The sequence below is a fragment of the Micromonospora sp. PTRAS2 genome (assembly GCF_054052245.1).
Window position 1 is genome coordinate 44,514 of the sequence record NZ_JBSWBU010000012.1, and the last position, 23,420, is coordinate 67,933.

Here is a 23,420-nt window from a genome sequence, read left to right on the forward strand (position 1 = left end):
ACTCTCAGACCACCGTCTCGTTGTCTCGTGCCCGCACCGTCTACGCCCCGGCCCCGAACGCGCGGGTGAACCGCACGTCGCCCTCGGCCATGTCCCGCATGTCGCTGACCCCGTGGCGGAACATCACGGTGCGGTCGATGCCCATGCCGAACGCGAATCCGGAGTAGACCTCCGGGTCGATCCCGCAGGCGCGCAGCACCCGGGGGTTGACCATGCCGCAGCCGCCCCACTCGACCCAGCGCGGCCCGTCGCGGTGCTCGGGGAACCACACGTCGAACTCGGCCGACGGCTCGGTGAACGGGAAGTAGTGCGGCCGCCAGCGGGTCTTCGCGCCCTCGCCGAACATGGCGCGGGCGAAGTGGTCGAGGGTGCCGCGCAGGTGGGCCATCGTGATGCCCTTGTCGACCACGAGGCCCTCGACCTGGTGGAAGACGGGCGCGTGGGTGGCGTCCAGCTCGTCGGTGCGGTAGACCCGGCCGGGCACGACGACGTAGATCGGCGGCTTGCGGGCCAGCATGGTGCGCGCCTGCACCGGGGAGGTGTGGGTGCGCAGCACCAGCCCGGAGCTGTCCGCGCCGGCCGGCGGGGCGATGTGGAAGGTGTCCATCAGACCCCGCGCCGGGTGGTCGACGGGGATGTTGAGGGCGTCGAAGTTGGTCCACTCCAGCTCGACCTCGGGCCCCTCGGCCACCTCGTAGCCCATCCCGACGAACAGGTCGCTGATCTGCTCCATCAGGGTGCTCAGCGGGTGCCGGGCGCCGCGCGGGCGGCGGTCGTAGGGCAGGGTGACGTCGACCCGCTCGGTGGCCAGCACCCGCTGCGCCTGCTCGCGGTCGAGGATCTCGGCGCGGGCGGCGTAGGCGGACTCGATCGCGCGGCGGGCCTCGTTGACCCGCTTGCCGGCGTCGGCCTTCGCGGCCGGCGGCAGGGCGCCGATCTCCCGGCGGGCCAGGGCGACCGGGGACCGGTCACCGAGGTGCGCGGGGCGCAGCGCGGTCAGCGCGTCCGGGTCGGCGGCGGCGGCGAACGCCTGCTCGGCGTCGGCCACGGCACCGGCCAGGGCGTCCGGGTCGAGCAGGGCGACCTGCTTCGGGTCGTACGGATCGTTGCGGTAGGTCATGGCGTACGGGCACTCCTCACGGCGGCGCCGGCCCTGCGCGGGCGGCGAGGCGAGTCTACGGACGCGCGGCTTCGCCGCAGCCCGCCGGTGGGGAGTTCGTGCAGGGGAAGGGTCAGGCCCGCCGCCCGCCGACACCGGCGGGCTGGCTAAACGAACGCCGTGGCGCGTTCATCATCTCGGGCGACTCCCTGCTGGACGGCCGCGCCGCACCCGTCAGGGGCGGCGGCGCAGTGCTCTGGCTGAAGCGTACAGGCACACGGCGGCGGCCGCAGCCAGGTTGAGGCTCTCGGCGCGCCCGTGCAGGGGCACCCGGACCCGGGCGTCGGCGGCGGCGGTCAGCCCGTCGGGCAGCCCGTGCGCCTCCGAGCCGAACAGCCAGGCGGTCGGCGTCGCGAGGGCCCCGGCGTCGGCGAGGTCGTCGAGGTCGCGGTCGCCGTACCCCGTGGTGGCGAGGACCGCCAGCCCGGCGGCGCGCAACGCGGCGACGACCGCGAGGGGGTCGCCGGCCCGGACCACGTCGACGTGGAAGAGGCTGCCGGCGGAGGCCCGCACGCACTTGCCGTTGTACGGGTCGACGGCGTCGCCGGCGAAGACGACCGCCCCGGCCCCGGCGGCGTCGGCGGTGCGCAGCACCGTGCCGGCGTTGCCCGGGTCGCGGATCTCGGCGAGCACCGCCACGAGGCGCGGGCCGGCGGCGAGGGCCTCGGACAGCGGCACGTCGAGGTGCCGGCAGACGGCGACGAGGCCCTGCGGGGCGACGGTCTCGGCGAGCGCGGCGAGGGCGTCGTCGGTGACGTCGGAGACCGGCACGTCGGCGGCGGCGGCGCGGGCGGCCAGGTCGGCGTGCCGGTCGAGGGCGGCCGGGGTGCCGAACAGCTCGGCGACCGTGCCGGGGCGGGCCAAAGCCTCCCGGACGGCCTGCGGGCCCTCGGCGAGGAACCGGCCGGTGGCGTCGCGGTCACGGCGGCGGTGCAGCCGGCGGGCGGCGACGACCCGGGGCGTACGCGGGGTGAAGGGCATGGTGTGCGGCTCCACAGCGCGACCGAGGCGCCCGCCGCGCGTCGTGGACGACACGGGGGGCGCCTCGGTCGGGTGCTGGCGGATCAGGCGGCCTGGGCCGCCGCGCCACCGGTGCCCTCGGCCGCCACGGCGGCGCGGGCGACCTCGACGATCGCGGCGAAGGCCGCCGCGTCGTTGACGGCCAGGTCGGCGAGGATCTTGCGGTCGACCTCGACGCCGGCCAGGCGCAGGCCCTGGATCAGCCGGTTGTAGGTCATCCCGTTGGCGCGGGCGCCCGCGTTGATCCGGGTGATCCACAGCTGCCGGAAGTCGCCCTTGCGGTCGCGACGGTCCCGGTAGGCGTACTGCATCGAGTGCAGCACCTGCTCCTTGGCCTTGCGGTAGAGCCGGGAGCGCTGACCGCGGTAGCCGCTCGCGGTCTCCAGCAGGGTACGACGCTTCTTCTGGGCGTTCACAGCCCGCTTGACGCGTGCCATCTCAACTCCTTCTTCGGTTCAGGTGGCGCGCGTCAGCGGCCGAGCAGCTTCTTGATGCGCTTGGTGTCGGCCTTGGCCAGCTCGACCGTGCCGGTCAGCCGACGGGTCCGGGTGGAGGACTTCTTCTCCAGCAGGTGGCGCTTGCCGGCCTGCTCGGCGACGATCTTGCCCTTGCCGGTCACCTTGACCCGCTTGCCCATACCCGTGTGGCTCTTCATCTTCGGCATGTGGAACGTCTCTCCCCTGTTACTGACCGCCGGTGTCGGCGGTCGTGCCGGTCTCACCGGCTGCTGCGGTCTCGCCCGCCGGGGTCTCGCCCACCGCCGGCGCCGCGGACTCCTCCGCGGGACGCTCCCGGCCGGCGCCGCGGGACGCCGTGGCGGCGACCGCGGAGGCCTTGACGGCCCGGTGCGGAGCGAGAACCATGATCATGTTTCGGCCGTCCTGCTTCGGGGCGGCCTCCACGTAGCCCAGCTCCGTGATCTCGGACTCGAGGCGACGCAGGAGCCGGTAACCCAGCTCCGGGCGGCTCTGCTCCCGACCGCGGAACATGATCGTCACCTTGACCTTGTCGCCGGCCTTGAGGAACCGCACCACGTGACCCTTCTTGGTCTCGTAGTCGTGCGGGTCGATCTTCGGTCGGAGCTTCATTTCCTTGATGACGGTCTGCTGCTGGTTACGCCGCGCTTCGCGCGCCTTGAGTGCGCTCTCGTACTTGAACTTGCCGAAGTCCATGAGCTTGCACACCGGCGGGCGCGCCATCGGCGCAACCTCGACCAGGTCCAGGTCGACGTCCGCGGCCAGCTGAAGGGCGCGCTCAAGCGGGACGATGCCCACCTGCTCACCCTCGGGACCGACCAGTCGGACCTCACGTGCCCGGATCTGCTCGTTCACGCGTGGTTCGACGCTGATGGGGCCTCCTCGAGTCGAGTGCTCTGCGGTGGCCGACTCCCGCGGCCCCCGTGGCGGGGGCCGACCCGGAAAGCAGAAGGCCCCGGCGCATGCCAGGGCCCGCTCGACCGGTCGGCACGATCACAGGATCGCGCATCCGAAACCGGGACATGCCCGGAACCGGTGACCGGGACCCGGCCACCAACTGGGGCGACTCGGGTGGGAGCAGGGCGCTCCGCTTCAGGACCACCCACACGTGGGACACGGGGGCAGTCTGGTCGACTCAGCAACACTACACCGTCACCGGGCCGGCCCCCAAACCGGGCGCCGGACCCGGCGCGGCGGGTCAGCGCCCGGCCGCGCCCTCGGCCAGCGCCGCGAGGTGGGCCTGGTGCAGCCGGCGCAGGGCGCGCACGCCGTCCACCGCCAGCTCCTTGTCGGCCGCCTGGAGCGCCACCATCGGCACCAGGTCGTCGTCGTGCAGCTCCAGGCTCGCCCACGGCGCGCCCCGGTCGAAGCGCACCCCCCGCACGACCTCCCAGGGCAGCTCGTACGAGCCGAGCACGTTGCGCACCCGCACGCCCAGCGCGTCGGCCTCGACGCGGGGCCGGGTGAACAGCAGGATGCCGAGCGCCCCGAGGACGCCCAGGCCGACCATGGCGAGCTGGTCGCCACGCTGGAAGGTGCCGTAGCCGTTGCCGGTGGGGCCGGCCAGCGACGTGGCCACCAGGCTGAACACGACCAGCAGCGCGGCGGCCGACGCCCAGCAGACCAGCCGGATCCGGCGGGGACGCAGGGTCACCGGTGCGGTTTCGCTCACCCGCCCAGTCTGCCACCCACCGGCGCGGGGCCGGTGCGCGGTCCCACCGTGTCGCCGACCCGCCGCAAGCCGGGGCCACGGCCGGCGACGACCACCGCCAGCAGGGTCAGCAGCGCGCCGACCAGCACCGGCCAGCGCAGCCCGGCACCACCGGGCAGCAGCACGTCCAGCAGCAGTGCGCCGCCGAGCTGCCCGGCGACCAGGGCCAGCCCGGTGCGCAGCACCCCCACGGCGCGCACGCCGAGCATCAGGGCGAGGACGATGCCGACGCCGTACAGGCCGCCGAGATAGAGGAACCACTCGTGCGGCCAGGTCGGCGCCGGGCCGGAGAAGGCCCCGACGAACGCGGCCACCAGCACGACGACGGGGGTGCCGACGGCGAAGTTGACCGCGATCGCGGCGGTGGTGGTGCCCGCCGCCGACACCCGCCCGTTGAGGGCCGACTGCACGGCCACCGCCGCCCCGCCCGCGACGGCGATCAGCACCCCGCCGACCGCGACCCCGCCGACCGGCCGGCCGAGCTGGGCCAGGGCCACGGCGAGGACGCCGAGCAGCGCACCGGCCACCCGGGGCCCGGTCAGCCGCAGCCGGCCCAGCGGGGCCAGGCCCGCCCGGTCCGCCGCGAGCCCGCCGAGGCTGCCCCCGGCCACCTGGGCGATGGTGAAGACCGCGATCCCGAGCACCGGGACGACGTACGTGGCGACGGTGACGATCGCCGCCCCGCCGAGCCCGCCCAGGTACGACCACCACGGCAGCCGGGCCCGGCGCAGCGCGTCCAGCCCGGCCCGGGTCGACGGCAGGCCCGACAGGCCGACGAGGACCACCAGGCAACCGCCGAGGTTGTTCGCCAGCGCGCCGAGGACCGGGTCGCCGGCCCGCTCCCCCAGCACCGCGTTACCCGCCGCCTGGGCCGCCGACGCCGCCCCGCCCAGCACCACGGTCGCGAGGGCGGCGGCCGGCGGCAGCGGCCTCACAACCGACAGGCGTGGATGTTGGTGACCAGGATGGCGCGGGCGCCCAGCTCGTACAACTCGTCCATGATCCGGTGCACGTCGTCGCGCTGCACCATCGCCTGCACCGCCACCCAGCCCTCGCGGTGCAGGGGCGAGACGGTCGGCGACTCGATGCCGGGGGTCAGCGAGCTGGCCCGGTCCAGCAGCCCGGCCGGCACGTCGTAGGCGAGCATCACGTAGCGGCGGGCGACCAGCACCCCGTGCAGCCGGCGCAGCAGCTGCGCGGCCTGCGGGTGCTCGGGGGCGTCGACCCGGCGCACCAGCACCGCCGAGGAACGCAGCAGCGGGTCACCGAAGACGACCAGCCCGGCCTGGCGCAGCGTGGCGCCGGTCTCCACCACGTCGGCGACGACGTCGGCGACGCCGAGCCGGATGGCGTTCTCCACCGCGCCGTCGAGCCGGATCACCTCGGCCTTGACGCCGAGTTCCGCGAGGTACCGCTCGACCAGCCCCGGGTACGCGGTGGCGATCCGGTGCCCGCCCAGCTCCTGGACGCCCGCGACGTCCTGCGGCCGGGCGGCGAACCGGAAGGTGGCCCGGCCGAACGCCAGGTCGACCACCTCCTCGGCGGGCGCGCCGGAATCGATCAGCAGGTCCCGGCCGGTGATGCCGACGTCGAGGTCACCCGAGCCGACGTAGGTCGCGATGTCCTTCGGCCGCAGGTAGAAGAACTCGATGTCGTTGGCCTCGTCCGGGCAGACCAGGTCCTTGGGGTCGGTGCGCTGGCGGTAGCCCGCCTCGCGCAGCATCTGGGCGGCCTTCTCGGCCAGGGCGCCCTTGTTGGGTACGGCGACACGCAGCATGACGGAGTGCTCCCTCGATCGGTGGAGATGATCAGCGGACGGCGCACTCACAGATGTCGGTAGACGTCCTTCAGCTCCAGCCCGGTGGCCAGCATCAGCACCTGCGCCTGGTAGAGCAGCTGGGAGATCTCCTCGGCCGCCCGCTCCGGGCCCTCGTGCTCGGCCGCCATCCACGACTCGGCCGCCTCCTCGACGACCTTCTTGCCGATGAAGTGCACCCCCTTCTCCAGCGCGGCCACCGTGCCCGAGCCGGGGGTGCCGGCAGCGGCCTTGGCCTGCAGCTCGGCGAACAACTCCTCGAACGTCTTCACGGGGTGCGATTCTTCCAGCACCCGCCCGGCCCGGCGCGCGGCGGGTCCGCCGGTCCCACCGGCCCGGATTCGACAGCACGGCGGCGGGACGCACCTGCGCGACGGGCGTCGATGGCTCTACGCTGTCCGCCATGCTCAGCTCCCGCACCGTCGCGCTCGCCGCCGGCACCGTCCTCGTCGCGGTGGCCGCCTGCGCGCCCCAGGACGACGCCACCCCCGTCACCGCACTCACCCCCGCCGCCACCGCCGGCCCGGACTGTCTGAAGGACAAGCTGCCCACCCGGACCCCGGGCAAGCTCACCATCGCCACCGACGAGCCGGCGTACGCGCCGTGGTTCGTCGGCAACAAGCCGGAGACCGGCGAGGGCTTCGAGGCCGCGGTGGCCTACGCGGTGGCCGAGAAGCTCGGGTACGCCCGCGCCGACGTCACCTGGACCCGGGTGAAGTTCGACGTCGCCGTCGCCCCCGGCCCCAAGGAGTTCGACTTCGACATCAACCAGTTCTCCATCACCGAGGAGCGCAAGAAGGCCGTCGACTTCACCGGGCCGTACTACCTGGTCCGGCAGGCCGTGATCGCGCGGAAGTCTGCGAAGATCGCCGGGAAGACGACGCTGGCCGACCTGCGGGACGCGAAGCTCGGCGCGCAGGTCGGCACCACCAGCTACCAGGCGATCACCGACGTCATCAAGCCGAAGACCAAGCCGCAGGTCTACAACAGCAACGACGACGCCAAGAAGGCGCTGCAGAACGGGCAGATCGACGGCCTCGTGGTGGACCTGCCGACCGCCTTCTACATCACCGGCGCGGAGATCACCGACGCGACGGTCGTCGGGCAACTGCCGCAGGTCGGCACGCCCGAGGTGTTCGGGCTGCTGCTGGACCACAACTCGCCCCTCACCCCCTGCCTCAGCGGCGCGGTCGGCCAGCTCACCGCCGACGGCACGCTCAAGAAGCTGGAGCAGAAGTGGCTGACCCAGGTCGCGGGGGCGTACGAGCTGAAGTGATCCTCGCACCGCACGAACCCTCCGCGGCGCAGCGGCGGCGGCAGGCGTACCGCCGCCGGCAGACCGTCACCAGCGTGCTGGTCGCCGCCGCCTCCACGGCCGCGCTCGGCACGCTGCTCGTCGTCGCGGTCACCGGCGCGCCCGGCTGGGACCGGGTCCACGCCTCCTTCGCCGACCCGGCGATCGCCCGGGACGCGCTGCCCGAGGTGCTCGCCGGGCTCTGGCTCAACGTGCGGCTGCTGGTCTGCTGCGCGGCCGGCGCGCTGCTGCTCGGTCTGCTCGTGGCGATCCTGCGCACGCTGCGGGGCCCGGTCTTCTTCCCGGTCCGGGCCCTCGCGGCGGGCTACACGTACACGTTCCGGGGCCTGCCCCTGATCATCGTGCTGTACGTGCTCACCCTCGGCGTGCCCGGCCTGCGGTTGCAGGGCATGCCGCCGGTGCTGGTGCTCGGCGGGCTGGCGCTGGTGTTCACCTACGGCGGCTACCTGGCCGAGGTGTTCCGGGCCGGCATCGAATCCGTGCACCCCAGCCAGCTCGCGGCGGCCCGGTCGCTCGGGCTGACCTACCGGCAGACGATGCGGCACGTGGTGCTGCCGCAGGCCGTCCGCCGGGTGGCCCCGCCCCTGCTCAACGACGTGGTCGCGCTGCAGAAGGACGTCGGGCTGGTCTCCCTCGCCGGGCCGATCGACGCGGTACGCGCCGCGCAGATCGCCACCGCCGAGACGTTCAACTACACCCCGTACATCGTGGCCGGGGCGCTGTTCGTGCTGCTCGCGATCCCGCTGATCGCCGTCACCGACTGGGTGACGCTGCGCGCGGCCCGCCGGCAGGGAAGGTGACGACGATGAGCCTGCTGCGGTGCCGGGGGCTGCGCAAGACCTTCGGCGGTCACGTGGTGCTCGACGGGCTCGACCTCAGCGTCGACGAGCACCGGGTGGTGGCGCTCATCGGCGCGTCCGGGTCAGGCAAGTCGACGCTGCTGCGCTGCGTCAACCTCCTCGAAGAGCTGGACGACGGCACCATCGAGCTGGACGGCCAGGACATCTCCGACCCCCGGGTCGACCCCGACCGGGTGCGCCGGCGCATCGGGATGGTCTTCCAGGCGTACAACCTGTTCCCGCACCTGAGCGTGCTGGACAACGTCACCCTCGCCCCGGTGCGGGTGCACCGGCGGCCCCGAGCCGAGGCGGAGGCGCAGGCCCGGGAGCTGCTCGACCGGGTCGGGCTGGGGGCCAAGGCGAACGCCTACCCCGACCGGCTCTCCGGCGGGCAGCAGCAGCGGGTGGCGATCGTACGCGCGCTGGCCAACTCGCCCCGGCTGATGCTGCTCGACGAGGTCACCTCGGCGCTGGACCCGGAGCTGGTCGGCGAGGTGCTGGCCCTGATCCGCGAGCTGAAGGCCGACGGGATGACGATGGTGCTGGCCACCCACGAGATGGGCTTCGCCCGCGAGGTCGCCGACCAGGTGTGCTTCCTCGACGGCGGGCGGGTCGTCGAGTCGGGGCCGCCGGAACGGGTGCTCGGCGACCCGACCGAGCCCCGCACCCGACAGTTCCTGCGCCGCATCATCGAAGCGGGACGACTCTGACGGGGTCCTACGGCACGAGCGCACGGGCCGTAGGCACGCCTCTCATCGCGGCTTCGACGCGTCTTCCTCGTTCCAGAGCGACATGACGTGCCCCTCCCCGTACTCCGCGACAACGCGAGACCTCGCGTCCTCGGGAGAACTGGCGAGGAGGCGCAGGCGAATGGCTGGCTTGTCTGCTAGCCAGACGAATCCCACGTACTCCCGCATGGGTGGAGTGTCACCGACGTTCACGTTTCCATTCCAGGATCGTTGTGCGGCGATCGCCGGCTGATTCGGTGCGAGAGCGTCGGCTACGCCGGGGACGTGTTGTAGCGATCGAGGGTCGCCTTGGACGTCGAGGCATCGCGGAAGACGAGTTCCCACGGGCCGGTGTTGACGTCCATGTCCTTGCCGAACCCGACCCACTTTCCGGCCATCCGACGCCCCGTGGGCTCGGCCAGCAACTGGATCGCGCCGTGGTATCGGGCGCCCCGGTAGTAGCCCGTCGGGTCGGTCTGCTCCACCCACGTGCCGGTGACGACGGCACCGTCCACGGTGAGGTCCAGGGAGAGCGACGATGCCGCCGAGCCGGGCAGGCTGCGCGCGGTCAACCGGTCGCCGTGCTGGAGGACCACGACGAAGTGCTGCCCGGCGAAGGAGTCGCCGCGACCGCTGGAGTGGTACTGGTAGCGGCTGAGCCACACACCCTCGTACGACCTGTGGGCTGCGGCTGGGCTGGACCTCGGCGTCGGCGTGGCCAGGCTGGACATGGGTGAGGTCAGGTCGTGGCCGCCGTGCTGGTCCTGGGCGACATGTTCGCCCGGCACCGCCGCAAAGCCGAGCAGCGAGATGGGCAGGCCGGTGACGACCTCCAGCGCGCGGGCGTAGACGGGGCGCGGTGCGGCGATCGCGCCGGACTCCCAGCGTTGCACGAGTCGCTTGTTGGCGTCGTTGGGCTCGCCGACGCGGTGGCCGGCGGCCTGGAGCGCGCGGGCGAAGTCGTCCTGGCTCATGCGCATCCCGGTGCGAACGGCGCGGAGCGCGGTGTTCGGGGTGGTCATGACGCCACGATAGCGGCATGTCGCCATAATGTCGCCCCTCATGTGTCTGGATTGTCGCGGCGTGTGCCGTCGCGTCCGGCGACCTTGCGACGTCATCGTTGGTGGCGCGCCGGCATGTTGCCGCCGCGCCGACGGAGGTGGCGATGCGCAGTCACGGCGACGAGCCGCCAGTGAGCCGAGGAGAACAGGCGGAGGCCGCCGAGCGGGAGGCGGCGAGGCGGCGGATCCTCGCCCAGGCCGAGGCGGATCGGATACCGGTCGAGGAGACGACCCGGGCGGTGCCGGACCGGCGGTGGCGGCGTGGACGGTGATCGGCTGCCGGTCGGGCGGCGGGTGGCGTACTGGCGGGGGCGACGAAGGCTGTCTCAGCAGGTGTTCGCCGACCGGTTGGGGAAGTCGAAGAGCTGGGTGGACAAGGTCGAGCGGGGCGTCCGCGCGCTGGACCGGGTGTCGACCCTCCAGGAGATCGCCACGGTCCTGCGGATCGACGCGGCGGTGCTGATCGGTCGCGACGTCCAGCCCGCCGGCGTGATCGAGCGGGCACATCTCGGGGCCGCCAGCCGCTCAAACGACCCCGGCCACCCGCCGGGCCGCCCCGCCCCGCCCGACGCCCGCGTCATGTCGGCGACATGGCGGTATCAGCCGGCCCGGGATACCGCGATGTCGCCGACATGGCGACGCCCAAACGCCCGCCCAGCCCGACGCCCAACGCCCGCCCAGCCCAGCCCAGCCAGGCCCCGTCCCGCCCAGCCCAGCCGGGCGGGCGGGCCGGGCCGAGGCGGGTCAGTGGCCGAAGCCGACCCGGTGGGCCGCCGCCGCGTCCAGGCCGCGTACCGCCAGCGCCGCGTCCAGCGCCGCCACCGTCGCCGACCAGCCCTTGTCCTCGGCGGAGCCGGGCAGCCCGGCCCGGTCCCGGGCCTGCTCGATCGTGTCCACCGTGAGCACCCCGTGCGCGACCGGCTTGCCCTCGTCGAGGGCGACCCGGGTCAGCCCCTCCGTGACCGACTTGCACACGTAGTCGAAGTGGGCGGTGGCCCCGCGCACCACCACGCCGAGGGCGACGACCACGTCGAAGCGGCGGGCCATCGCCTGCGCCACCACCGGCAGCTCCACCGAGCCGGCGACCCGGGCGACCACGGCCCGCGCCCCGCACGCCTGCGCGGCGGCCACCGCCCGGTCGAGCATGTGGTCGGTCAGCTCCCCGTGCCAGCGGGCGGCGACGACGCCGACCGTCATCCCGGCGGCGTCGACCGCCGCCACCCCCGGCTCACCGAAACCCGCCATCGCCCTACGCTCCGATCTCGTCGTTCGCCACCGGGCGGCCCAGCGGCGCCTCGGGCGTCTCGTCCAACTCGTCCAGCAGGTGGCCCATGCGGTCCCGCTTGGTGCGCAGGTAGCGCACGTTCTCCGGGTGCGGCCGGATCGGCAGCGACTCGCGGCCGGTGACGGTCAGGCCGTACCCCTCCAGCCCGGCCCGCTTGGCCGGGTTGTTCGTCAGCAGCCGCATCGACCGCACGCCCAGGTCGTGCAGGATCTGCGCGCCGGTGCCGTAGTCGCGGGCGTCGGCCGGCAGCCCCAGGTCGAGGTTCGCGTCCACGGTGTCGCGGCCGAGGTCCTGCAGCTGGTACGCCCGCAGCTTGTGCAGCAGGCCGATCCCCCGCCCCTCGTGCCCGCGCACGTAGAGCACCACCCCGCGCCCCTCTGCGGCGACGCGGGCCAGCGCGGCCTGCAACTGCGGGCCGCAGTCGCAGCGCAGCGAGCCGAACGTGTCGCCGGTGAGGCACTCGGAGTGCACCCGCACCAGTACGTCCTGCCCGTCGCCGAGGTCGCCCATGACCAGGGCGACGTGCTCGGCCGGGTCGTGCTCGGCGCGGTAGCCGAAGGCCGTGAACACGCCGTGCGGGGTCGGCATCCGGGCCGCCGCGACCTGCTCGACCTGCTTTTCGGTGCGCCGCCGGTAGGTGATCAGGTCGGCGATGGTGACCAGGGTCAGGCCGTGCTCGGCGCAGAACTTCTCCAGGTCCGGCAGGCGCATCATGGTGCCGTCGTCGTTGACCAGCTCGCAGAGCACGCCGGCCGGGCGCAGGCCGGCCAGCCGGGTCAGGTCGACGGCCGCCTCGGTGTGCCCGGGGCGGCGCAGCACCCCGCCGGAGCGGGCGCGCAGCGGCACCACGTGCCCCGGCCGGGCCAGGTCGGTGGGGTCGGTGGACGCGGCGGCGAGCAGCCGGATGGTGTGCGCCCGGTCGGCCGCCGAGATGCCGGTGTCGACGCCCTCCCGGGCGTCCACCGTCACCGTGTACGCGGTGCCCCGGCGGTCCTGGTTGGTGTGGTGCATGGGCGGCAGGTCCAGCCGGTCGCACTCGTCCTCGGTCAGCGGCACGCAGACGTAGCCGGAGGTGTAGCGGACCATGAACGCGACCAGTTCCGGGGTGGCCAGCTCGGCCGCGAAGATCAGGTCTCCCTCGTTCTCCCGGTCGGCGTCGTCGACCACGACGACGGGCCGGCCGGCGGCGATGTCCGCGACGGCCTGCTCGATGCTGGCGAAGGTGGTCATGCCACGACCTCCGAGTAGGTGGGTGACAGGGTGGCGGGGGCCGGGCGGGCGGCGCGGGAGGTGCGCCACCAGGAGACGAAGCCCCAGACGCAGAGCGCCCCGTAGACGAGGTACATGGCCGCCGACGGGTAGAACCCGCCGCGCAGCAGCAGCGGCACGCCGACGGCGTCCACGGCGATCCAGACCAGCCAGAACTCGACCCAGCCGCGGGCCATGCCGTAGGTGGCGAGCAGGCTGCCGGTGAGGATCCACGCGTCGGGGAGCGGCCCCCACGAGCCGAGCGCGGCCAGCACGGGGTACGCGGCGGCGGTGCCCGCCGCGGCGGCCAGCAGCAGGCCGAGGCGCTCCCGCCGGGTGGCCCAGCGCGGGGCGACCGCCGCGTCGTCGCCGCCGGGGCCCGAGCGGCGGTTGCGCGTCCAGCGCCACCAGCCGTAGACGCTCACGGCGAAGAAGAACACCTGCCGGCCGGCCTGGCCGTAGAGGTCGTGGGCCTGCGGGGTGGCGAACGCCCCGCCGAGGAAGACGGTGAGCAGCAGCGCGTTGCCGACCATGCCGACGGGCCAGGCCCACACCAGCCGGCGCAGCCCGAGCAGGGCGGAGGCGAGGCCGAAGGCGTTGCCGACGATCTCGCGGACCAGCACGGGCGAGCCGGCGACGTGCACCTGGGCCTCCAGCAGCCAGCCGAGCGGGCCGCTCACCGCCCGCCCCCGCCGGGAGTGTGCCCGCCTTCACCGGGCGGCAGGTCGCTTTCACCGGGCAGCCGGTCGCCGAGGAGCCGCTCGACGTACTTGGCGAGCACGTCGACCTCCAGGTTGACCGCGTCGCCGACCGCGCGCTCGCCGAGGGTGGTCAGCTTGAGGGTGGTGGGGATCAGCCCGACGCTGAACCAGTCGGGCCCGACGTCGGCCACGGTCAGCGACACCCCGTCGACGGTGATCGAGCCCTTCTCCACCACGTACCGGGACAGGGCGGCGGGGAGCCGGAAGCGGACCGTCTCCCACTGCTGCGCCGGCTGGCGGGACAGCACCGCGCCGACGCCGTCGACGTGGCCCTGCACGAGGTGCCCGCCGAGGCGGCTGCCCAGCGCGGCGGCGCGCTCCAGGTTGACCGGCGCGCCGGGGCGCAGCGCGCCGAGGGCGGAGCGGCGCAGCGTCTCGCCCATCACGTCGGCGGTGAAGACGTCGCCGTCGACGTCGACCACGGTGAGGCAGACCCCGTTGACGGCGATGGAGTCGCCGTGCCGGGCGTCGCTGGTGACCAGCGGCCCCCGGATGGCGACCAGCGCGGAGTCGCCCCCGGTCTCGGCCGTCCGGACGACCTCGCCCAGCTCTTCGACGATGCCGGTGAACATGTCAGCCCTCCCTCTTCCGGGGCAGCGCGGTGATGCGCAGGTCCGGACCGACCTGCGTAACGTCGGTGATCTCCAGGTCGATGGCGTCGGCGATGGTGGCCACGCCGGCGTCGGCCAGCGCGGTCGGCCCGGCGCCGAGCAGCTTCGGCGCGACGTAGCCGACAACCCGGTCGACCAGGCCGGCGGCGAGGAACGCGCCGGCCAGCTTCGGGCCGCCCTCCAGCAGCGCGGCCCGGACCCCCCGGTGGTGCAGCTCCGCGAGCAGCGCCGGCAGGTCGACCCGGCCGTCCGGGCCGGTGCCGACCTCGGCGGCGGTGGCGACCCACGTCCGGGCGGCGCCGTCGCGGACCCGGGCGTCGGCGGGGGTACGCCCGAACGTGTCCACGACCACCCGCAGCGGCTGCCGGATGGCCAGGGTGCCGTCGCGCAGGTTGCGGGCGGTGAGCCGGGGGTCGTCGGCGAGCACGGTGCCGACCCCGGCGATGACCGCGTCGACGGTGCCGCGCAGGGCGTGCACGTCGGTCCGGGCGGCCTCGGAGGTGATCCACATGCTGGTGCCGTCGGCGGCGGCGGAGCGCCCGTCGAGGGTGGCGGCGTACTTCCAGACGACGTACGGCCAGCCCCGGCGCATCGAGGTCAGCCAGGCGACGTTGCCGGCCTCGGCCTCGGCGGCGCGCACCCCCAGCTCGACGTCGACGCCGCCGGCCCGCAGGGTGGCGGCGCCGCCGGAGGCGACCGGGTTCGGGTCGGGCACGGCGATCACCACCCGGGCGACGCCGGCGGCGAGGAGGGCGTGGCTGCAGGGGCCGGTGCGGCCGGTGTGGTCGCAGGGCTCCAGGGTGACGACGGCGGTGCCTCCCCGGGCCCGCCGGCCGGCCTGGGCGAGCGCGACGATCTCGGCGTGCGGTCCGCCCGCGTACGCGTGGAATCCCTCACCGACGACCTCGCCGTCCGGGTCGAGCAGCACGCAGCCGACCACGGGGTTGGGGCTGGTGGTGCCGAGGCCACGGGCCGCGAGCGCGATCGCCCGACGCATCGCGTCGTCCACGGAGACGCTGGCCATCGCCCTGTCCTGCCCTCTCACTCGCCGGTCCGCGCGGGCGAACACGGGAGGCCGCGGGCAGGCGGCGGCGGTCCGGGGACGGCAGAGCCGACCCCGGGGAGCCCACGCGGCGGCCGAGGACAGCCGTCGGCACAGGGCCCGCCCCGTCCCGCGCGCTGTCTCCCATCCGGACTGTCTGGGGGTGGGTTGGCCCGCCCCCAACCGTCGGCCCCGGAGTCTCACCAGGTCCACCGGGCGGCAGGGCCGTCCGGGTCGCGGGCTTACCACGGCCGCAGCCGTGGATCACCGCCGGTTCGGAATTACACCGAGTCCCGCCAGCGCGTGGTGGGTACTGCGAGAAGTGTGGCACGGCACCCGCCGCGCGTCTGCCCTCGGGGAGCTACCTCACACAGGTGGGCAAGATTCAAGAAAGGCTGCGTCGCCGGTCGACCGCCACGTACGAGCCGGGTTGGCTCTTGGCCACGGATTTCATCTCCGAGGCGACCGCAATCGCGTCCAGCGGGTTGGTCAGGCGCTTGCCGGCGTCGGAGACGGACACCCCGATCGACAGGGTGACCAGGGCGGCCCGCCGGATGTTGCCCCGCCGGTCCTTCAGCTCGACGTAGCCGCGCGCGGCGTCGGAGGGGTCGTAGAGCTTGTCGGCGGCGGTCTCGAAGTCGACCACGGCCCGGGAGGTGAGCGGGCGCACCTGGTCGGGGGCGCAGACGATGACGAAGTCGTCGCCGCCGACGTGGCCGAGGAAAGCCGGCGGCAGCCCGATCGCCACGACCGCCCGGTGCAGGCTGCGGGCCAGGGCGGAGATGAACTCGTCGCCCCGGACGAAGCCGTACCGGTCGTTGACGCTCTTGAACCGGTCGATGTCGACGTAGCCGACGGCGTAGTCGACGCCGCTGCGGACCCGGTCGCTGATCTCCCGCCGGATGCGGGAGTTGCCGGGCAGGCCGGTCAGCGGGGAGACCTCCCGGAACTCCTTGTTGCGGCGCAGCGTGGAGCTGACCCGGGCGACCAGCTCGGCGGTGTCGAAGGGCTTGACCAGGTAGTCGTCCGCGCCGGCGCTGAGCCCGTGGACCTTGTCCACGGTCATCCCCTTGGCCGTCAGCATGATCACCGGCAGGGCTGAGGTCATCGGGTTGGCGCGCAGCCGCCGGGTCAGCTCCAGCCCGTCGACGCGCGGCATCATCAGGTCGACGACCGCCAGGTCGGGCCGCTGCCGCTCGATCATCTCGAGGGCCTCCTGGCCGTCGCCGGCGTGGATCACCTCGAAGCCGTGCAGCCGCAGGTTGAACTCGACGAACCGGGCGATGTCGGCGTCGTCGTCGACGACGAGGATGAGGTCGGGTCGCTCGTCGGCCGGGTCCACCTCAGGCCCCGGCGGTCGCGCGCTCCGCCAGGCCCCGCAGGCGGCGGACCGCCTCGGCGGGGTCCTCGGCGCCGTAGACGGCGGTGCCGGCCACGAACGCGTCCGCGCCCGCGGCGGCCGCCTGCTCGATGGTGTCGGCGGCGATCCCGCCGTCGACCTCGATGCGCAGCTCCAGGTGGCCGGCGTCGACGTGCCGGCGGGCGGCGCGCACCTTGTCGAGCAGCTCGGGGATGAACCGCTGCCCGCCGAAGCCGGCCTTGATCGTCATGATCAGCAGCGTGTCGAAGCTGGGCAGCAGCTCCAGGTAGGGCTCGATCGGGGTGTCCCGGTCGATCGCCAGCCCGGCCTTCGCCCCGGCCGCCCGCAGGTCCTTGGCCAGTGACACCGGGTTGTCGCACGCCTCGGCGTGGAAGGTGACGTTGTGCGCCCCGGCGTCGGCGTACCCGGGGGCCCACCGGCGCGGGTCGGTGATCATCAGGTGTACGTCGAACGGCAGCTCGGTCGCGGCGCGCAGGCTCTGCACGACGGGCAGCCCGATGGTCAGGTTCGGCACGAAGTGGTTGTCCATGACGTCCACGTGCAACCAGTCCGCGGCGCCCTCGACGGCGCGGACCTCCTCGGCGAGGCGGGCGAAGTCGGCGGCGAGGATGCTGGGCGCGATGATCGGCGGCGGTACGGTCACGAGGTCAGTGTACGAATGCGGCCATCAGCCGCCCGCATCGCGGCACCTTCCCGGACGCGCTGTGACCCAGCCGTGACCGGTGGTGCAAGATAAACCGGTCCGGATGGGAATCCCGGACGAAAAGTCAGCCGCGACTGGCCGATCGAGGGAAACGCGGCAAGACTCCATGCAGGACGGTCACGTAAGCTGCACGCCCGGTGGCGGAAACGCCCCACGGGCCGTGGCGCCCGACCGTCAGCTCCCGGAAAGGGCGGACGATGCGACGGTGGCTTGTGGCGCTGGCGCTGGCCGGCACGGTGGTGATGCTGCTGGGCGGCTGCGCCCGCCCGCACGGGGCAGACGGCGACCTCACCGACGACTGGCCGACGCTGCGGGAACCGAAGATGTTCATCCCGGCCACCGACGCGTGCCTGCCCCGGATCACGGCGGTCGTGCAGGCCGGCACGTACGAGACGGTGGACTGCGCCCGCAGCCACCTGGCCGAGACGATCCACGTCGGCATCTTCACCGACCCGGCCATCGACGCGGGCCCGCGCCCCGAGGCGGGCACGCCCGTCCTGCGTGTCGCCCGCGCCGAGTGCGACCAGCGGGCCCGGGAGGTGCTCGGCGGCGACTGGCACTCGGCCCGGCTGAGCCTCACCATCGCCCTGCCGTCGACGTCGGCCTGGGCGAGCGGGGCCCGCTGGTACCGCTGCGACCTCAGCGAGACCGACAGCATCGACAACACCCGGCCGGTCAACCGCGTCGGCAGCCTGCGCGGCGCGATGGTCGGCGACTCGCCGCTGACCCACCGCTGCTTCGACCCGAAGCTGATCGGGGCGAACCTGAACTACATGGCGCCCGTGCTGTGCACCGAGCCGCACCGCGCCGAGTTCGTCGGGGTCTACACCGAACGCGACATGACCTGGGCCGAGTTCATCCGGTCCAACCAGAAGGTGCACCGCCGCTGCATGGGGCTGATCGCCGAGTTCGCCAAGGTGCCCAACAACAGCGAGTTGCCGTACCGGGCGGGGTCGATCTTCTATCCCCCGTCGCAGCGGGAGTGGGACGAGGGCGACCGCGGGGTGCGGTGTTTCCTGTGGAGCGACGACCGCAAGCTCACCCGGTCGATGCGCGGCGCTGGGCCGAAGGGACTACCCGCGAGCTGAGCGCCGGTGGCGTAAAGTGCCGCTCCGTGGCGCGCCCGGCGACGGAGGCCGGTGTCCGCGACCACCGGCGACGGGGAGGTCGGACTGATGCGGCGATGGTGGACGGCGGTCGCCGTGTCGGCGGGGGCGGCGCTTGCGCTGGCCGGCTGCGGCACGCCGGCCGGGCTGGACGGTGACCTCGCCGACGACTGGCGGACGATGGCGGCGCCGACGCAGTTCGTGCCCGCCGCCGGAACATGCCACACCGTCTTCGCCGACGTCGGCTACCTCAGCGGCTACAACCCGGTGGACTGCGCGACGTCGCACCGGGTGGAGACCCTGCACGTCGGCACGCTGACCGGCGCCGCCGCCGAGCTGAGCGCGCCACCGGCCGCCGGCTCGGCCGGGATGAAGGCCGTCCGCGCCGAGTGCGACCGGGAGGTCAACAAGGCCCTCGGGGCCGACTGGCGCGCGGGGCGGCTGTTCCTGTCCCCGGTCTTCCCGTCCCGGCAGGCCTGGTCGGGCGGGGCCCGCTGGTTCCGCTGCGACGTGAGCGAGGTGGAGAGCGTCGACGACCCCAGCGCCGTGCCCCGCACCGGCAGCCTCGCCGGCGCGTTGAAGGGCGCCTCGGCGCTGGCCCACCGCTGCTTCAACCCGAAGATCAAGAAGGACGACGTGCAGGAGATGACCCCCGTCGCCTGCACCAGGAAGCACCGCGTCGAGTTCGTCGGCGTCTACCAGGCCCCCGACATCTCCTTCGCCCAGGTCGACAAGAACCGGATGCGCATCCACAAGGGCTGCCGGACGCTGATCGCCTCGTACGCGAAGGTGCCGAACAACGGTGACCTGGAGTATCGGGCGGGCACCATCTTCTACCACCCCTTCGAGCAGGAGTGGAAGGACGGCAACCGGGGCGTGCAGTGCTTCCTCTGGGTCGACCGCGACCTCACCCGCTCGGTGAAGGGCGTCGGCACCAAGGGCCTGCCGGTGCAGTGACCCACCCGGCGGACGGCTGACGCGGTGGGGCGGCCCGGAAGGGCCGCCCCACCGCGGTTTCGGCTCAGCCCCGGCGCAGGACCGCCAGGAACATGGCGTCGGTGCCGTGCCGGTGCGGCCACAACTGCACCGACGGCCCGTCGCCCAGCCCCGGCATACCGGCCGGCAGCAGCGGCCGGGCGTCGACGAAGTCCGCCGGCACCCCGGCCCGCCGCGCCGCCTCGGTCACCGTCACGTGCGTCTCCACGGTGTGCGGGGAACACGTCACGTAGGCCACCAGGCCGCCCGGCCGGGCCGCCCGCAGCGCCGCCGACAGCAGCTCCCGCTGCAGGCGGGTCAGCGGCGGCAGGTCCGACGGCTGCTTGCGCCAGCGGGCCTCCGGCCGGCGACGCAGCGCGCCCAGCCCGGTGCACGGGGCGTCGACCAGGACCCGGTCGAAGTGCCCCTCCGGCAGCTCCGGGTCGGCCCCCACGGTGCGGCCGTCGGTGTGCAGCACCGTCACCGGCAGTCCCCGCGTGGCCTGGCCGACGAGCCGGGCCCGGTGCTCGGAGACCTCCACCGCGGTCAGCCGGGCCCCCCGCTGGGCGGCGATCGCCCCGAGCAGGCCGGACTTGCCGCCCGGCCCGGCGCACAGGTCCAGCCAGTGGGCGTCCGGGCCGTCGAGCGGGGCGACCGCGAGGGCGTTGGCCACCAGCTGGGAGCCCTCGTCCTGCACGTGCGCCCGCCCCTCGGCCAGCGCCGGCAGGTCGCCCGGGGCACCGCCGGCGAGATAGACCGCGTACGGGGAGAACGCCCCCGGTGCGCCGCCCACCTCGTCGGCCAGGGCGACCGGGTCGGCCAGGCCGGGCCGGGCACACAGGTGCACCGGCGGGCGCTCGTTGTCCTCGATCAGCAGCCGGGTGGTCTCGCCGAGGTCGCCGCCGAGCGCCTCGGCGAAGGACCGCACGATCCACTGGGGGTGGCTGTACGCCAGGGCCAGGTGCCCGATCGGGTCCGTCTCGAAGGCCGGGGCGAGCTTCGCCACCCAGGCGTCGGCGTCGCGCCCCGCCACCTCGCGCAGCACCGCGTTGGCGAAGCCCGTCGCCCCGATGCCGACCGCGCGCACCAGGTCGACGGTCGAGGAGACCGCCGCGTGCGCCGGCACCCGCGTGTGCAGCAGCTGGTAGGCGCCCAGCCGCAGCGCGTCGCGCACGGGCGGGTCGATCCGGGCCACGTCCCGGCCGGCCGCGTCGGTGAGGATCGCGTCGAGGGTGCCGATATGGCGCAGCGTGCCGTACGTCAGCTCGGTGGCGAAGGCGGCGTCCCGGCCGGTCAGCCGCTCCTGCCGCAGCAACGCCGGCAGCACCAGGTTGGCGTACGCGTCGTCGCGGTGCACCGCCGCGACCGCCTGGTAGGCGACGTGCCGGGGCAGGTCGACGGCGGGCCGCGCCGGTCGCGCGCCGCGCCGGTCGTCGCCCCGGCCGCCCCGGGCCGGGCGGTCGCCGAAGGCCGGGCGGTCGCCCCGGGGGCCGCCGGTCGACCGGTCGGGCCGCCGGTCGGTGCGGGGGGCGCGCTGCTCGTCGTACCGTCGCTCCGTGGGCCCGGTCACGCGAGCTCCTCCCCCGCGCCGACCCGGGCGCCGCGCGCCCAGTCGCTCGCCGGCATGGCCTTCTTGCCCGCGGCCCGCACCTCGCCGAGGGCCACCGGGGTGGTGGCCGTGCCGGCCAGCACGCGGGACTTCTCCGCCAGCAGCTCGCCGGGCTTCAGGTCGGGGCCGTCGGGCACCGGGACGACCGGGCCGAGCTTGACCCGCTCGCCCCGGAACGTGGTCCACGGGCCGGGCGCGGGGGTGCACGCCCGGATCCGCCGGTCCACCGCGAACGCGGGGTCGCCCCAGCGCACCCGGGCGTCGTCGACGGTCAGCTTCGGCGCGAGCGACACCCCGTCGGCCGGCTGCGGCTCGGCGCGGGCGGTGCCCGCGTCGAGCGCGTCGAGGACGGCCACCAGCAGGCCGGAACCGGAGTGGGCGAGCCGCTCCAGCAGGTCGCCGGAGGTGTCGGTGGGGCGGATCTCGTCGGTGACGGTGCCGTAGACCGGGCCGGTGTCCAGCCCCTCCTCCAGCGCGAAGACGCTCGCCCCGGTCAGCTCGTCGCCGTGCAGCACGGCCTGCTGGACGGGGGCCGCGCCCCGCCACGCGGGCAGCAGCGAGAAGTGCAGGTTGATCCAGCCGTGCCGGGGGATCTCCAGCGCGACCGGGGGCACCAGCGCGCCGTAGGCGACCACCGGGACGCAGTCGGGGGCCAGCGCGCGCAGCCGGTCGAGGAACTCCGGCTCGCGCGGGCGGGCCGGGGTGAGCACCTCGACGCCGCGCTCGTCGGCCCAGGCCCCGACGGGCGAGCGGACCAGGCCCCGGCCCCGGCCGGCGGGGGCGTCGGGGCGGGTGACGACGGCGACGAGGTCGTGGCCGGAGGCCGCGATGGCGTCCAGGGCGGGCAGGGCGACGGCCGGCGTGCCGGCGAAGATCAGGCGCACCGGGTCACCGCCCCAGGCCGAAGGGGCTGCCGGCGTGCGGGTCGAGCTTGACCGTCGGCGGGGCCGCCGCGTCATACCACTCGGCCTGGCGGATCGCCTTCATCGCCTCCTTGCGGCCGGCCGGGTCCAGCCGGTCGACGAAGAGCACGCCGTCGAGGTGGTCGGTCTCGTGCTGCACGCAGCGGGCCATCAGGCCCGTGCCGACGATCTGGACCGGGTCGCCGTAGCTGTTGAAGCCCTTGGCGACGACGTTCTGCCGGCGCTTGGTGTCGAAGTAGAGCCCGGGGATGGACAGGCAGCCCTCGGGGCCGTCCTGCTCCTCGGCGTCGGGGAACTCCAGCACCGGGTTGACCAGGTGGCCGAGCACGTCGTCGACGTCGAAGGTGAACACCCGCAGGCCCACTCCGAGCTGCGGCGCGGCGAGACCCGCGCCGCTCTGCTCACGCATCGTGTCGGTGAGGTCGGCAACGAGCCTGCGCAGCTCGGCGTCGAAGTCGACCACCGGATCGGCCGGCGTGCGCAACACCGGATCCCCGAACAGACGGATGGGCTGGACGGTCACGCGGGATGGCTCCTTCGGTCGGGCGGGTCAGGGCCGTACCAGTCTACGGACTGCCCGGGGGCCTCCCCCCGCCCGCGACCGGGACGGGTCAGGCGCCGGGGGCCGGATCGCCGGCGAGCACGGCGTCGCCGGCCAGCAGGCAGTGCGCCGGCAGCGGCAGGGTGATGCCGTGGGCGGCCTCCCAGTCGTACACGGTGCCGGGGCGGACCTGGGCGGCGAAGTAGTCCGCCGCGCTCGTCCCGCCCACCACCGGCTCGTCGACCTCGGCGACCAGGCGGGCGGGCACCAGCGGGAAGCCGTTGCGGATGGCCGCGCTGAGCCGCCGGTGGCCGTCGACGACGAAGAAGTATTCCCCGGTGAAGCCGATGGTCAGGGGCTCCAGCGCCTCGTCGCCGGCGGCGGCGACCTCGTCGACGAAGCCCGCGTCCCACAGGCCGCGCAGGGCACCGACGTCCTCGGTCGGGTAGACCCGGGTCGGGTCGAGCAGCAGCAGCGGCGGGGCGTCGCGCAGCACGTCCGCGCCGAGCCGCCCCTCGTAGACGTCGATGATGTGGCCGATCACCTGCTCCGGGTTGGCCCGGGTGGAGTCGCAGATCAGGTCGTAGTTGCGCAGCCGGGCCTTGTCGACGCCGTAGCGGACGATGAACCGGCCCCGCTCGCTCTCGCTGCGCTCGCGCAGCTTGGCCCTGGCCTCCTCCAGCGAGGTGTAGCTCTCGGCCGGGCCGGAGGGGCGGGCCAGGACCCGGCGGGCCGCCTCGGTCGGCTCGGTGATCATGTGCACCTTGAGCGCGTCGGTGAAGAAGTGCCAGGCGAGCCGGGAGTCCATGACCAGGCTCTCGCCGGAGGCCGCGATGTCCTGCTGGAGCTGGTCGACGTAGCCGTCGACGGCCTGGTCCAGCTCGGCGTGCAGGTTGAGCTGGAGCGCGGTCATCTGCCGCTCCTGCGCCATCTGGCGGTAGAGGTCGCCGACGCTGACCCGGCGCAGCCCGAGCCGCTTGGCGATCTCGACGGACACGGTGCTCTTGCCGCTGCCGAGGTCACCGTTGAAGACGATCGATTGACGAACGGTCACGACTGGTCCACCCCTGATCACCGGCTGACTGGCGTCGTCGACGTGGCGTCGTACCG

At 74.3% G+C, this 23,420-nt stretch carries 27 protein-coding genes, 1 pseudogene and 1 riboswitch; of the genes and pseudogenes, 7 read left to right on the plus strand and 21 right to left on the minus strand.

Going from position 1 to position 23,420, the window contains the following annotated elements:
- Nucleotides 1-40: 40 nt before the first annotated feature.
- From pheS to ACVMYR_RS27515, 9 genes are all read right to left on the minus strand, one after another.
- A complete protein-coding gene (gene pheS, locus ACVMYR_RS27475) occupies nt 41-1,120 on the minus strand; it encodes a phenylalanine--tRNA ligase subunit alpha (protein ID WP_457123136.1) in 1,080 nt (359 codons plus the stop codon).
- A gap of 213 nt (nt 1,121-1,333) precedes the next feature.
- Complete coding sequence (locus tag ACVMYR_RS27480) at nt 1,334-2,140, minus strand: TrmH family RNA methyltransferase (protein ID WP_077936878.1); 807 nt, start codon at nt 2,138-2,140, stop codon at nt 1,334-1,336.
- Between the two features lie 83 nt (nt 2,141-2,223).
- On the minus strand, nt 2,224-2,616 hold the full coding sequence (gene rplT, locus ACVMYR_RS27485; protein ID WP_007075852.1) for a 50S ribosomal protein L20: 393 nt from the start codon (nt 2,614-2,616) through the stop codon (nt 2,224-2,226).
- A 32-nt stretch (nt 2,617-2,648) separates the two neighbouring features.
- Nucleotides 2,649-2,843, minus strand: coding sequence for a 50S ribosomal protein L35 (gene rpmI, locus ACVMYR_RS27490; protein ID WP_043968020.1), 195 nt, complete (start codon nt 2,841-2,843; stop codon nt 2,649-2,651).
- Between the two features lie 19 nt (nt 2,844-2,862).
- Nucleotides 2,863-3,510 carry a translation initiation factor IF-3 gene (infC, locus tag ACVMYR_RS27495; RefSeq protein WP_077936863.1) on the minus strand — a complete coding sequence of 216 codons (648 nt, stop codon included), beginning with the start codon at nt 3,508-3,510 and terminating at the stop codon, nt 2,863-2,865.
- Between the two features lie 343 nt (nt 3,511-3,853).
- Entirely contained in the window at nt 3,854-4,327 is a 474-nt protein-coding gene (locus ACVMYR_RS27500; RefSeq protein ID WP_077936862.1) for a PH domain-containing protein, read from the minus strand.
- Complete coding sequence (locus ACVMYR_RS27505) at nt 4,324-5,301, minus strand: DMT family transporter (RefSeq protein ID WP_457123137.1); 978 nt, start codon at nt 5,299-5,301, stop codon at nt 4,324-4,326. Before ACVMYR_RS27505 ends, ACVMYR_RS27500 begins: the two co-directional genes overlap by 4 nt.
- Complete coding sequence (gene hisG, locus ACVMYR_RS27510; RefSeq protein WP_363632986.1) at nt 5,298-6,143, minus strand: ATP phosphoribosyltransferase; 846 nt, start codon at nt 6,141-6,143, stop codon at nt 5,298-5,300. Before hisG ends, ACVMYR_RS27505 begins: the two co-directional genes overlap by 4 nt.
- A 47-nt stretch (nt 6,144-6,190) precedes the next feature.
- The gene (locus ACVMYR_RS27515) at nt 6,191-6,454 is read right to left on the minus strand and encodes a phosphoribosyl-ATP diphosphatase (protein ID WP_036375234.1); all 264 of its coding nucleotides are present in this window, start codon (nt 6,452-6,454) and stop codon (nt 6,191-6,193) included.
- A 131-nt stretch (nt 6,455-6,585) separates the two neighbouring features.
- Here ACVMYR_RS27515 and ACVMYR_RS27520 point away from each other — a divergent pair, with 131 nt between their 5' ends.
- Genes ACVMYR_RS27520 through ACVMYR_RS27530 form a run of 3 tightly spaced genes read left to right on the plus strand, consistent with a single transcriptional unit; the run spans nt 6,586 to nt 9,046 of the window.
- On the plus strand, nt 6,586-7,458 hold the full coding sequence (locus tag ACVMYR_RS27520) for an ABC transporter substrate-binding protein (RefSeq protein ID WP_457123138.1): 873 nt from the start codon (nt 6,586-6,588) through the stop codon (nt 7,456-7,458).
- Nucleotides 7,455-8,297, plus strand: coding sequence for an amino acid ABC transporter permease (locus ACVMYR_RS27525; protein ID WP_457123139.1), 843 nt, complete (start codon nt 7,455-7,457; stop codon nt 8,295-8,297). Before ACVMYR_RS27520 ends, ACVMYR_RS27525 begins: the two co-directional genes overlap by 4 nt.
- 5 nt (nt 8,298-8,302) lie before the next feature.
- Nucleotides 8,303-9,046, plus strand: coding sequence for an amino acid ABC transporter ATP-binding protein (locus ACVMYR_RS27530; RefSeq protein WP_077936858.1), 744 nt, complete (start codon nt 8,303-8,305; stop codon nt 9,044-9,046).
- Between the two features lie 290 nt (nt 9,047-9,336).
- Here ACVMYR_RS27530 and ACVMYR_RS27535 read toward each other — a convergent pair whose 3' ends face one another.
- Entirely contained in the window at nt 9,337-10,086 is a 750-nt protein-coding gene (locus tag ACVMYR_RS27535) for a helix-turn-helix domain-containing protein (RefSeq protein ID WP_396792307.1), read from the minus strand.
- Between the two features lie 143 nt (nt 10,087-10,229).
- On the opposite strand from ACVMYR_RS27535, the gene ACVMYR_RS27540 reads away from it, so the two are divergent.
- A complete protein-coding gene (locus ACVMYR_RS27540; RefSeq protein ID WP_457123140.1) occupies nt 10,230-10,397 on the plus strand; it encodes a hypothetical protein in 168 nt (55 codons plus the stop codon).
- Nucleotides 10,387-10,599: pseudogene (locus ACVMYR_RS27545) on the plus strand (helix-turn-helix domain-containing protein); the annotation flags it as partial. The gene ACVMYR_RS27540 and the pseudogene ACVMYR_RS27545, both read left to right, overlap by 11 nt.
- Nucleotides 10,600-10,869: 270 nt before the next feature.
- Here ACVMYR_RS27545 and ribH read toward each other — a convergent pair.
- The 7 genes from ribH to rpe all read right to left on the minus strand — a co-directional run bounded on the left by ribH (nt 10,870) and on the right by rpe (nt 17,096).
- On the minus strand, nt 10,870-11,370 hold the full coding sequence (ribH, locus tag ACVMYR_RS27550) for a 6,7-dimethyl-8-ribityllumazine synthase (RefSeq protein WP_074478643.1): 501 nt from the start codon (nt 11,368-11,370) through the stop codon (nt 10,870-10,872).
- Between the two features lie 4 nt (nt 11,371-11,374).
- On the minus strand, nt 11,375-12,640 hold the full coding sequence (locus tag ACVMYR_RS27555) for a bifunctional 3,4-dihydroxy-2-butanone-4-phosphate synthase/GTP cyclohydrolase II (RefSeq protein WP_457123141.1): 1,266 nt from the start codon (nt 12,638-12,640) through the stop codon (nt 11,375-11,377).
- Entirely contained in the window at nt 12,637-13,338 is a 702-nt protein-coding gene (gene pnuC, locus ACVMYR_RS27560; protein ID WP_457123142.1) for a nicotinamide riboside transporter PnuC, read from the minus strand. Before pnuC ends, ACVMYR_RS27555 begins: the two co-directional genes overlap by 4 nt.
- Nucleotides 13,335-13,991, minus strand: a complete 657-nt coding sequence (locus ACVMYR_RS27565; protein ID WP_457123143.1) for a riboflavin synthase — start codon at nt 13,989-13,991, stop codon at nt 13,335-13,337. The genes pnuC and ACVMYR_RS27565 overlap by 4 nt, the downstream gene beginning before the upstream one ends.
- 1 nt (nt 13,992) lies before the next feature.
- The gene (ribD, locus tag ACVMYR_RS27570; RefSeq protein WP_396792302.1) at nt 13,993-15,054 is read right to left on the minus strand and encodes a bifunctional diaminohydroxyphosphoribosylaminopyrimidine deaminase/5-amino-6-(5-phosphoribosylamino)uracil reductase RibD; all 1,062 of its coding nucleotides are present in this window, start codon (nt 15,052-15,054) and stop codon (nt 13,993-13,995) included.
- 150 nt (nt 15,055-15,204) lie between these two features.
- Nucleotides 15,205-15,377, minus strand: a riboswitch (FMN riboswitch).
- 80 nt (nt 15,378-15,457) lie between these two features.
- Nucleotides 15,458-16,414 (minus strand): GGDEF domain-containing response regulator, encoded by a 957-nt coding sequence (locus ACVMYR_RS27575; RefSeq protein WP_077939422.1) that lies wholly within the window; start codon nt 16,412-16,414, stop codon nt 15,458-15,460.
- A gap of 1 nt (nt 16,415) precedes the next feature.
- Nucleotides 16,416-17,096, minus strand: coding sequence for a ribulose-phosphate 3-epimerase (gene rpe / locus ACVMYR_RS27580; protein ID WP_043967995.1), 681 nt, complete (start codon nt 17,094-17,096; stop codon nt 16,416-16,418).
- Nucleotides 17,097-17,353: 257 nt separating this feature from the next.
- Between rpe and ACVMYR_RS27585 the strand changes: the two genes are divergently transcribed.
- Nucleotides 17,354-18,244 (plus strand): septum formation family protein, encoded by an 891-nt coding sequence (locus ACVMYR_RS27585; protein WP_077939421.1) that lies wholly within the window; start codon nt 17,354-17,356, stop codon nt 18,242-18,244.
- An 87-nt stretch (nt 18,245-18,331) separates the two neighbouring features.
- On the plus strand, nt 18,332-19,219 hold the full coding sequence (locus ACVMYR_RS27590; RefSeq protein ID WP_077939429.1) for a septum formation family protein: 888 nt from the start codon (nt 18,332-18,334) through the stop codon (nt 19,217-19,219).
- Nucleotides 19,220-19,283: 64 nt separating this feature from the next.
- Here ACVMYR_RS27590 and ACVMYR_RS27595 read toward each other — a convergent pair whose 3' ends face one another.
- From ACVMYR_RS27595 to ACVMYR_RS27610, 4 genes are all read right to left on the minus strand, one after another.
- A complete protein-coding gene (locus tag ACVMYR_RS27595) occupies nt 19,284-20,807 on the minus strand; it encodes an RsmB/NOP family class I SAM-dependent RNA methyltransferase (RefSeq protein ID WP_457123144.1) in 1,524 nt (507 codons plus the stop codon).
- Entirely contained in the window at nt 20,804-21,730 is a 927-nt protein-coding gene (gene fmt / locus ACVMYR_RS27600; protein ID WP_431896449.1) for a methionyl-tRNA formyltransferase, read from the minus strand. Before fmt ends, ACVMYR_RS27595 begins: the two co-directional genes overlap by 4 nt.
- Nucleotides 21,731-21,734: 4 nt before the next feature.
- Complete coding sequence (gene def / locus ACVMYR_RS27605) at nt 21,735-22,292, minus strand: peptide deformylase (RefSeq protein ID WP_077939418.1); 558 nt, start codon at nt 22,290-22,292, stop codon at nt 21,735-21,737.
- A gap of 88 nt (nt 22,293-22,380) precedes the next feature.
- The gene (locus tag ACVMYR_RS27610; protein ID WP_091283395.1) at nt 22,381-23,364 is read right to left on the minus strand and encodes an AAA family ATPase; all 984 of its coding nucleotides are present in this window, start codon (nt 23,362-23,364) and stop codon (nt 22,381-22,383) included.
- Nucleotides 23,365-23,420: the final 56 nt, after the last annotated feature.

What these genes read in the sequence shown, in the direction of transcription:
- ACVMYR_RS27535 (WP_396792307.1), bottom strand. Translation starts at nt 10,086, where the DNA reads ATGACCACCCCGAACACCGCGCTCCGCGCCGTTCGCACCGGGATGCGC.
- ribH (WP_074478643.1), bottom strand. Translation starts at nt 11,370, where the DNA reads ATGGCGGGTTTCGGTGAGCCGGGGGTGGCGGCGGTCGACGCCGCCGGG.
- pheS (WP_457123136.1), bottom strand. Translation starts at nt 1,120, where the DNA reads ATGACCTACCGCAACGATCCGTACGACCCGAAGCAGGTCGCCCTGCTC.
- ACVMYR_RS27530 (WP_077936858.1), top strand. Translation starts at nt 8,303, where the DNA reads ATGAGCCTGCTGCGGTGCCGGGGGCTGCGCAAGACCTTCGGCGGTCAC.
- ACVMYR_RS27585 (WP_077939421.1), top strand. Translation starts at nt 17,354, where the DNA reads ATGCGACGGTGGCTTGTGGCGCTGGCGCTGGCCGGCACGGTGGTGATG.
- ribD (WP_396792302.1), bottom strand. Translation starts at nt 15,054, where the DNA reads ATGGCCAGCGTCTCCGTGGACGACGCGATGCGTCGGGCGATCGCGCTC.
- hisG (WP_363632986.1), bottom strand. Translation starts at nt 6,143, where the DNA reads ATGCTGCGTGTCGCCGTACCCAACAAGGGCGCCCTGGCCGAGAAGGCC.
- rplT (WP_007075852.1), bottom strand. Translation starts at nt 2,616, where the DNA reads ATGGCACGCGTCAAGCGGGCTGTGAACGCCCAGAAGAAGCGTCGTACC.
- ACVMYR_RS27590 (WP_077939429.1), top strand. Translation starts at nt 18,332, where the DNA reads ATGCGGCGATGGTGGACGGCGGTCGCCGTGTCGGCGGGGGCGGCGCTT.
- ACVMYR_RS27555 (WP_457123141.1), bottom strand. Translation starts at nt 12,640, where the DNA reads ATGACCACCTTCGCCAGCATCGAGCAGGCCGTCGCGGACATCGCCGCC.
- rpmI (WP_043968020.1), bottom strand. Translation starts at nt 2,843, where the DNA reads ATGCCGAAGATGAAGAGCCACACGGGTATGGGCAAGCGGGTCAAGGTG.
- ACVMYR_RS27565 (WP_457123143.1), bottom strand. Translation starts at nt 13,991, where the DNA reads ATGTTCACCGGCATCGTCGAAGAGCTGGGCGAGGTCGTCCGGACGGCC.
- ACVMYR_RS27520 (WP_457123138.1), top strand. Translation starts at nt 6,586, where the DNA reads ATGCTCAGCTCCCGCACCGTCGCGCTCGCCGCCGGCACCGTCCTCGTC.
- ACVMYR_RS27480 (WP_077936878.1), bottom strand. Translation starts at nt 2,140, where the DNA reads ATGCCCTTCACCCCGCGTACGCCCCGGGTCGTCGCCGCCCGCCGGCTG.
- ACVMYR_RS27540 (WP_457123140.1), top strand. Translation starts at nt 10,230, where the DNA reads ATGCGCAGTCACGGCGACGAGCCGCCAGTGAGCCGAGGAGAACAGGCG.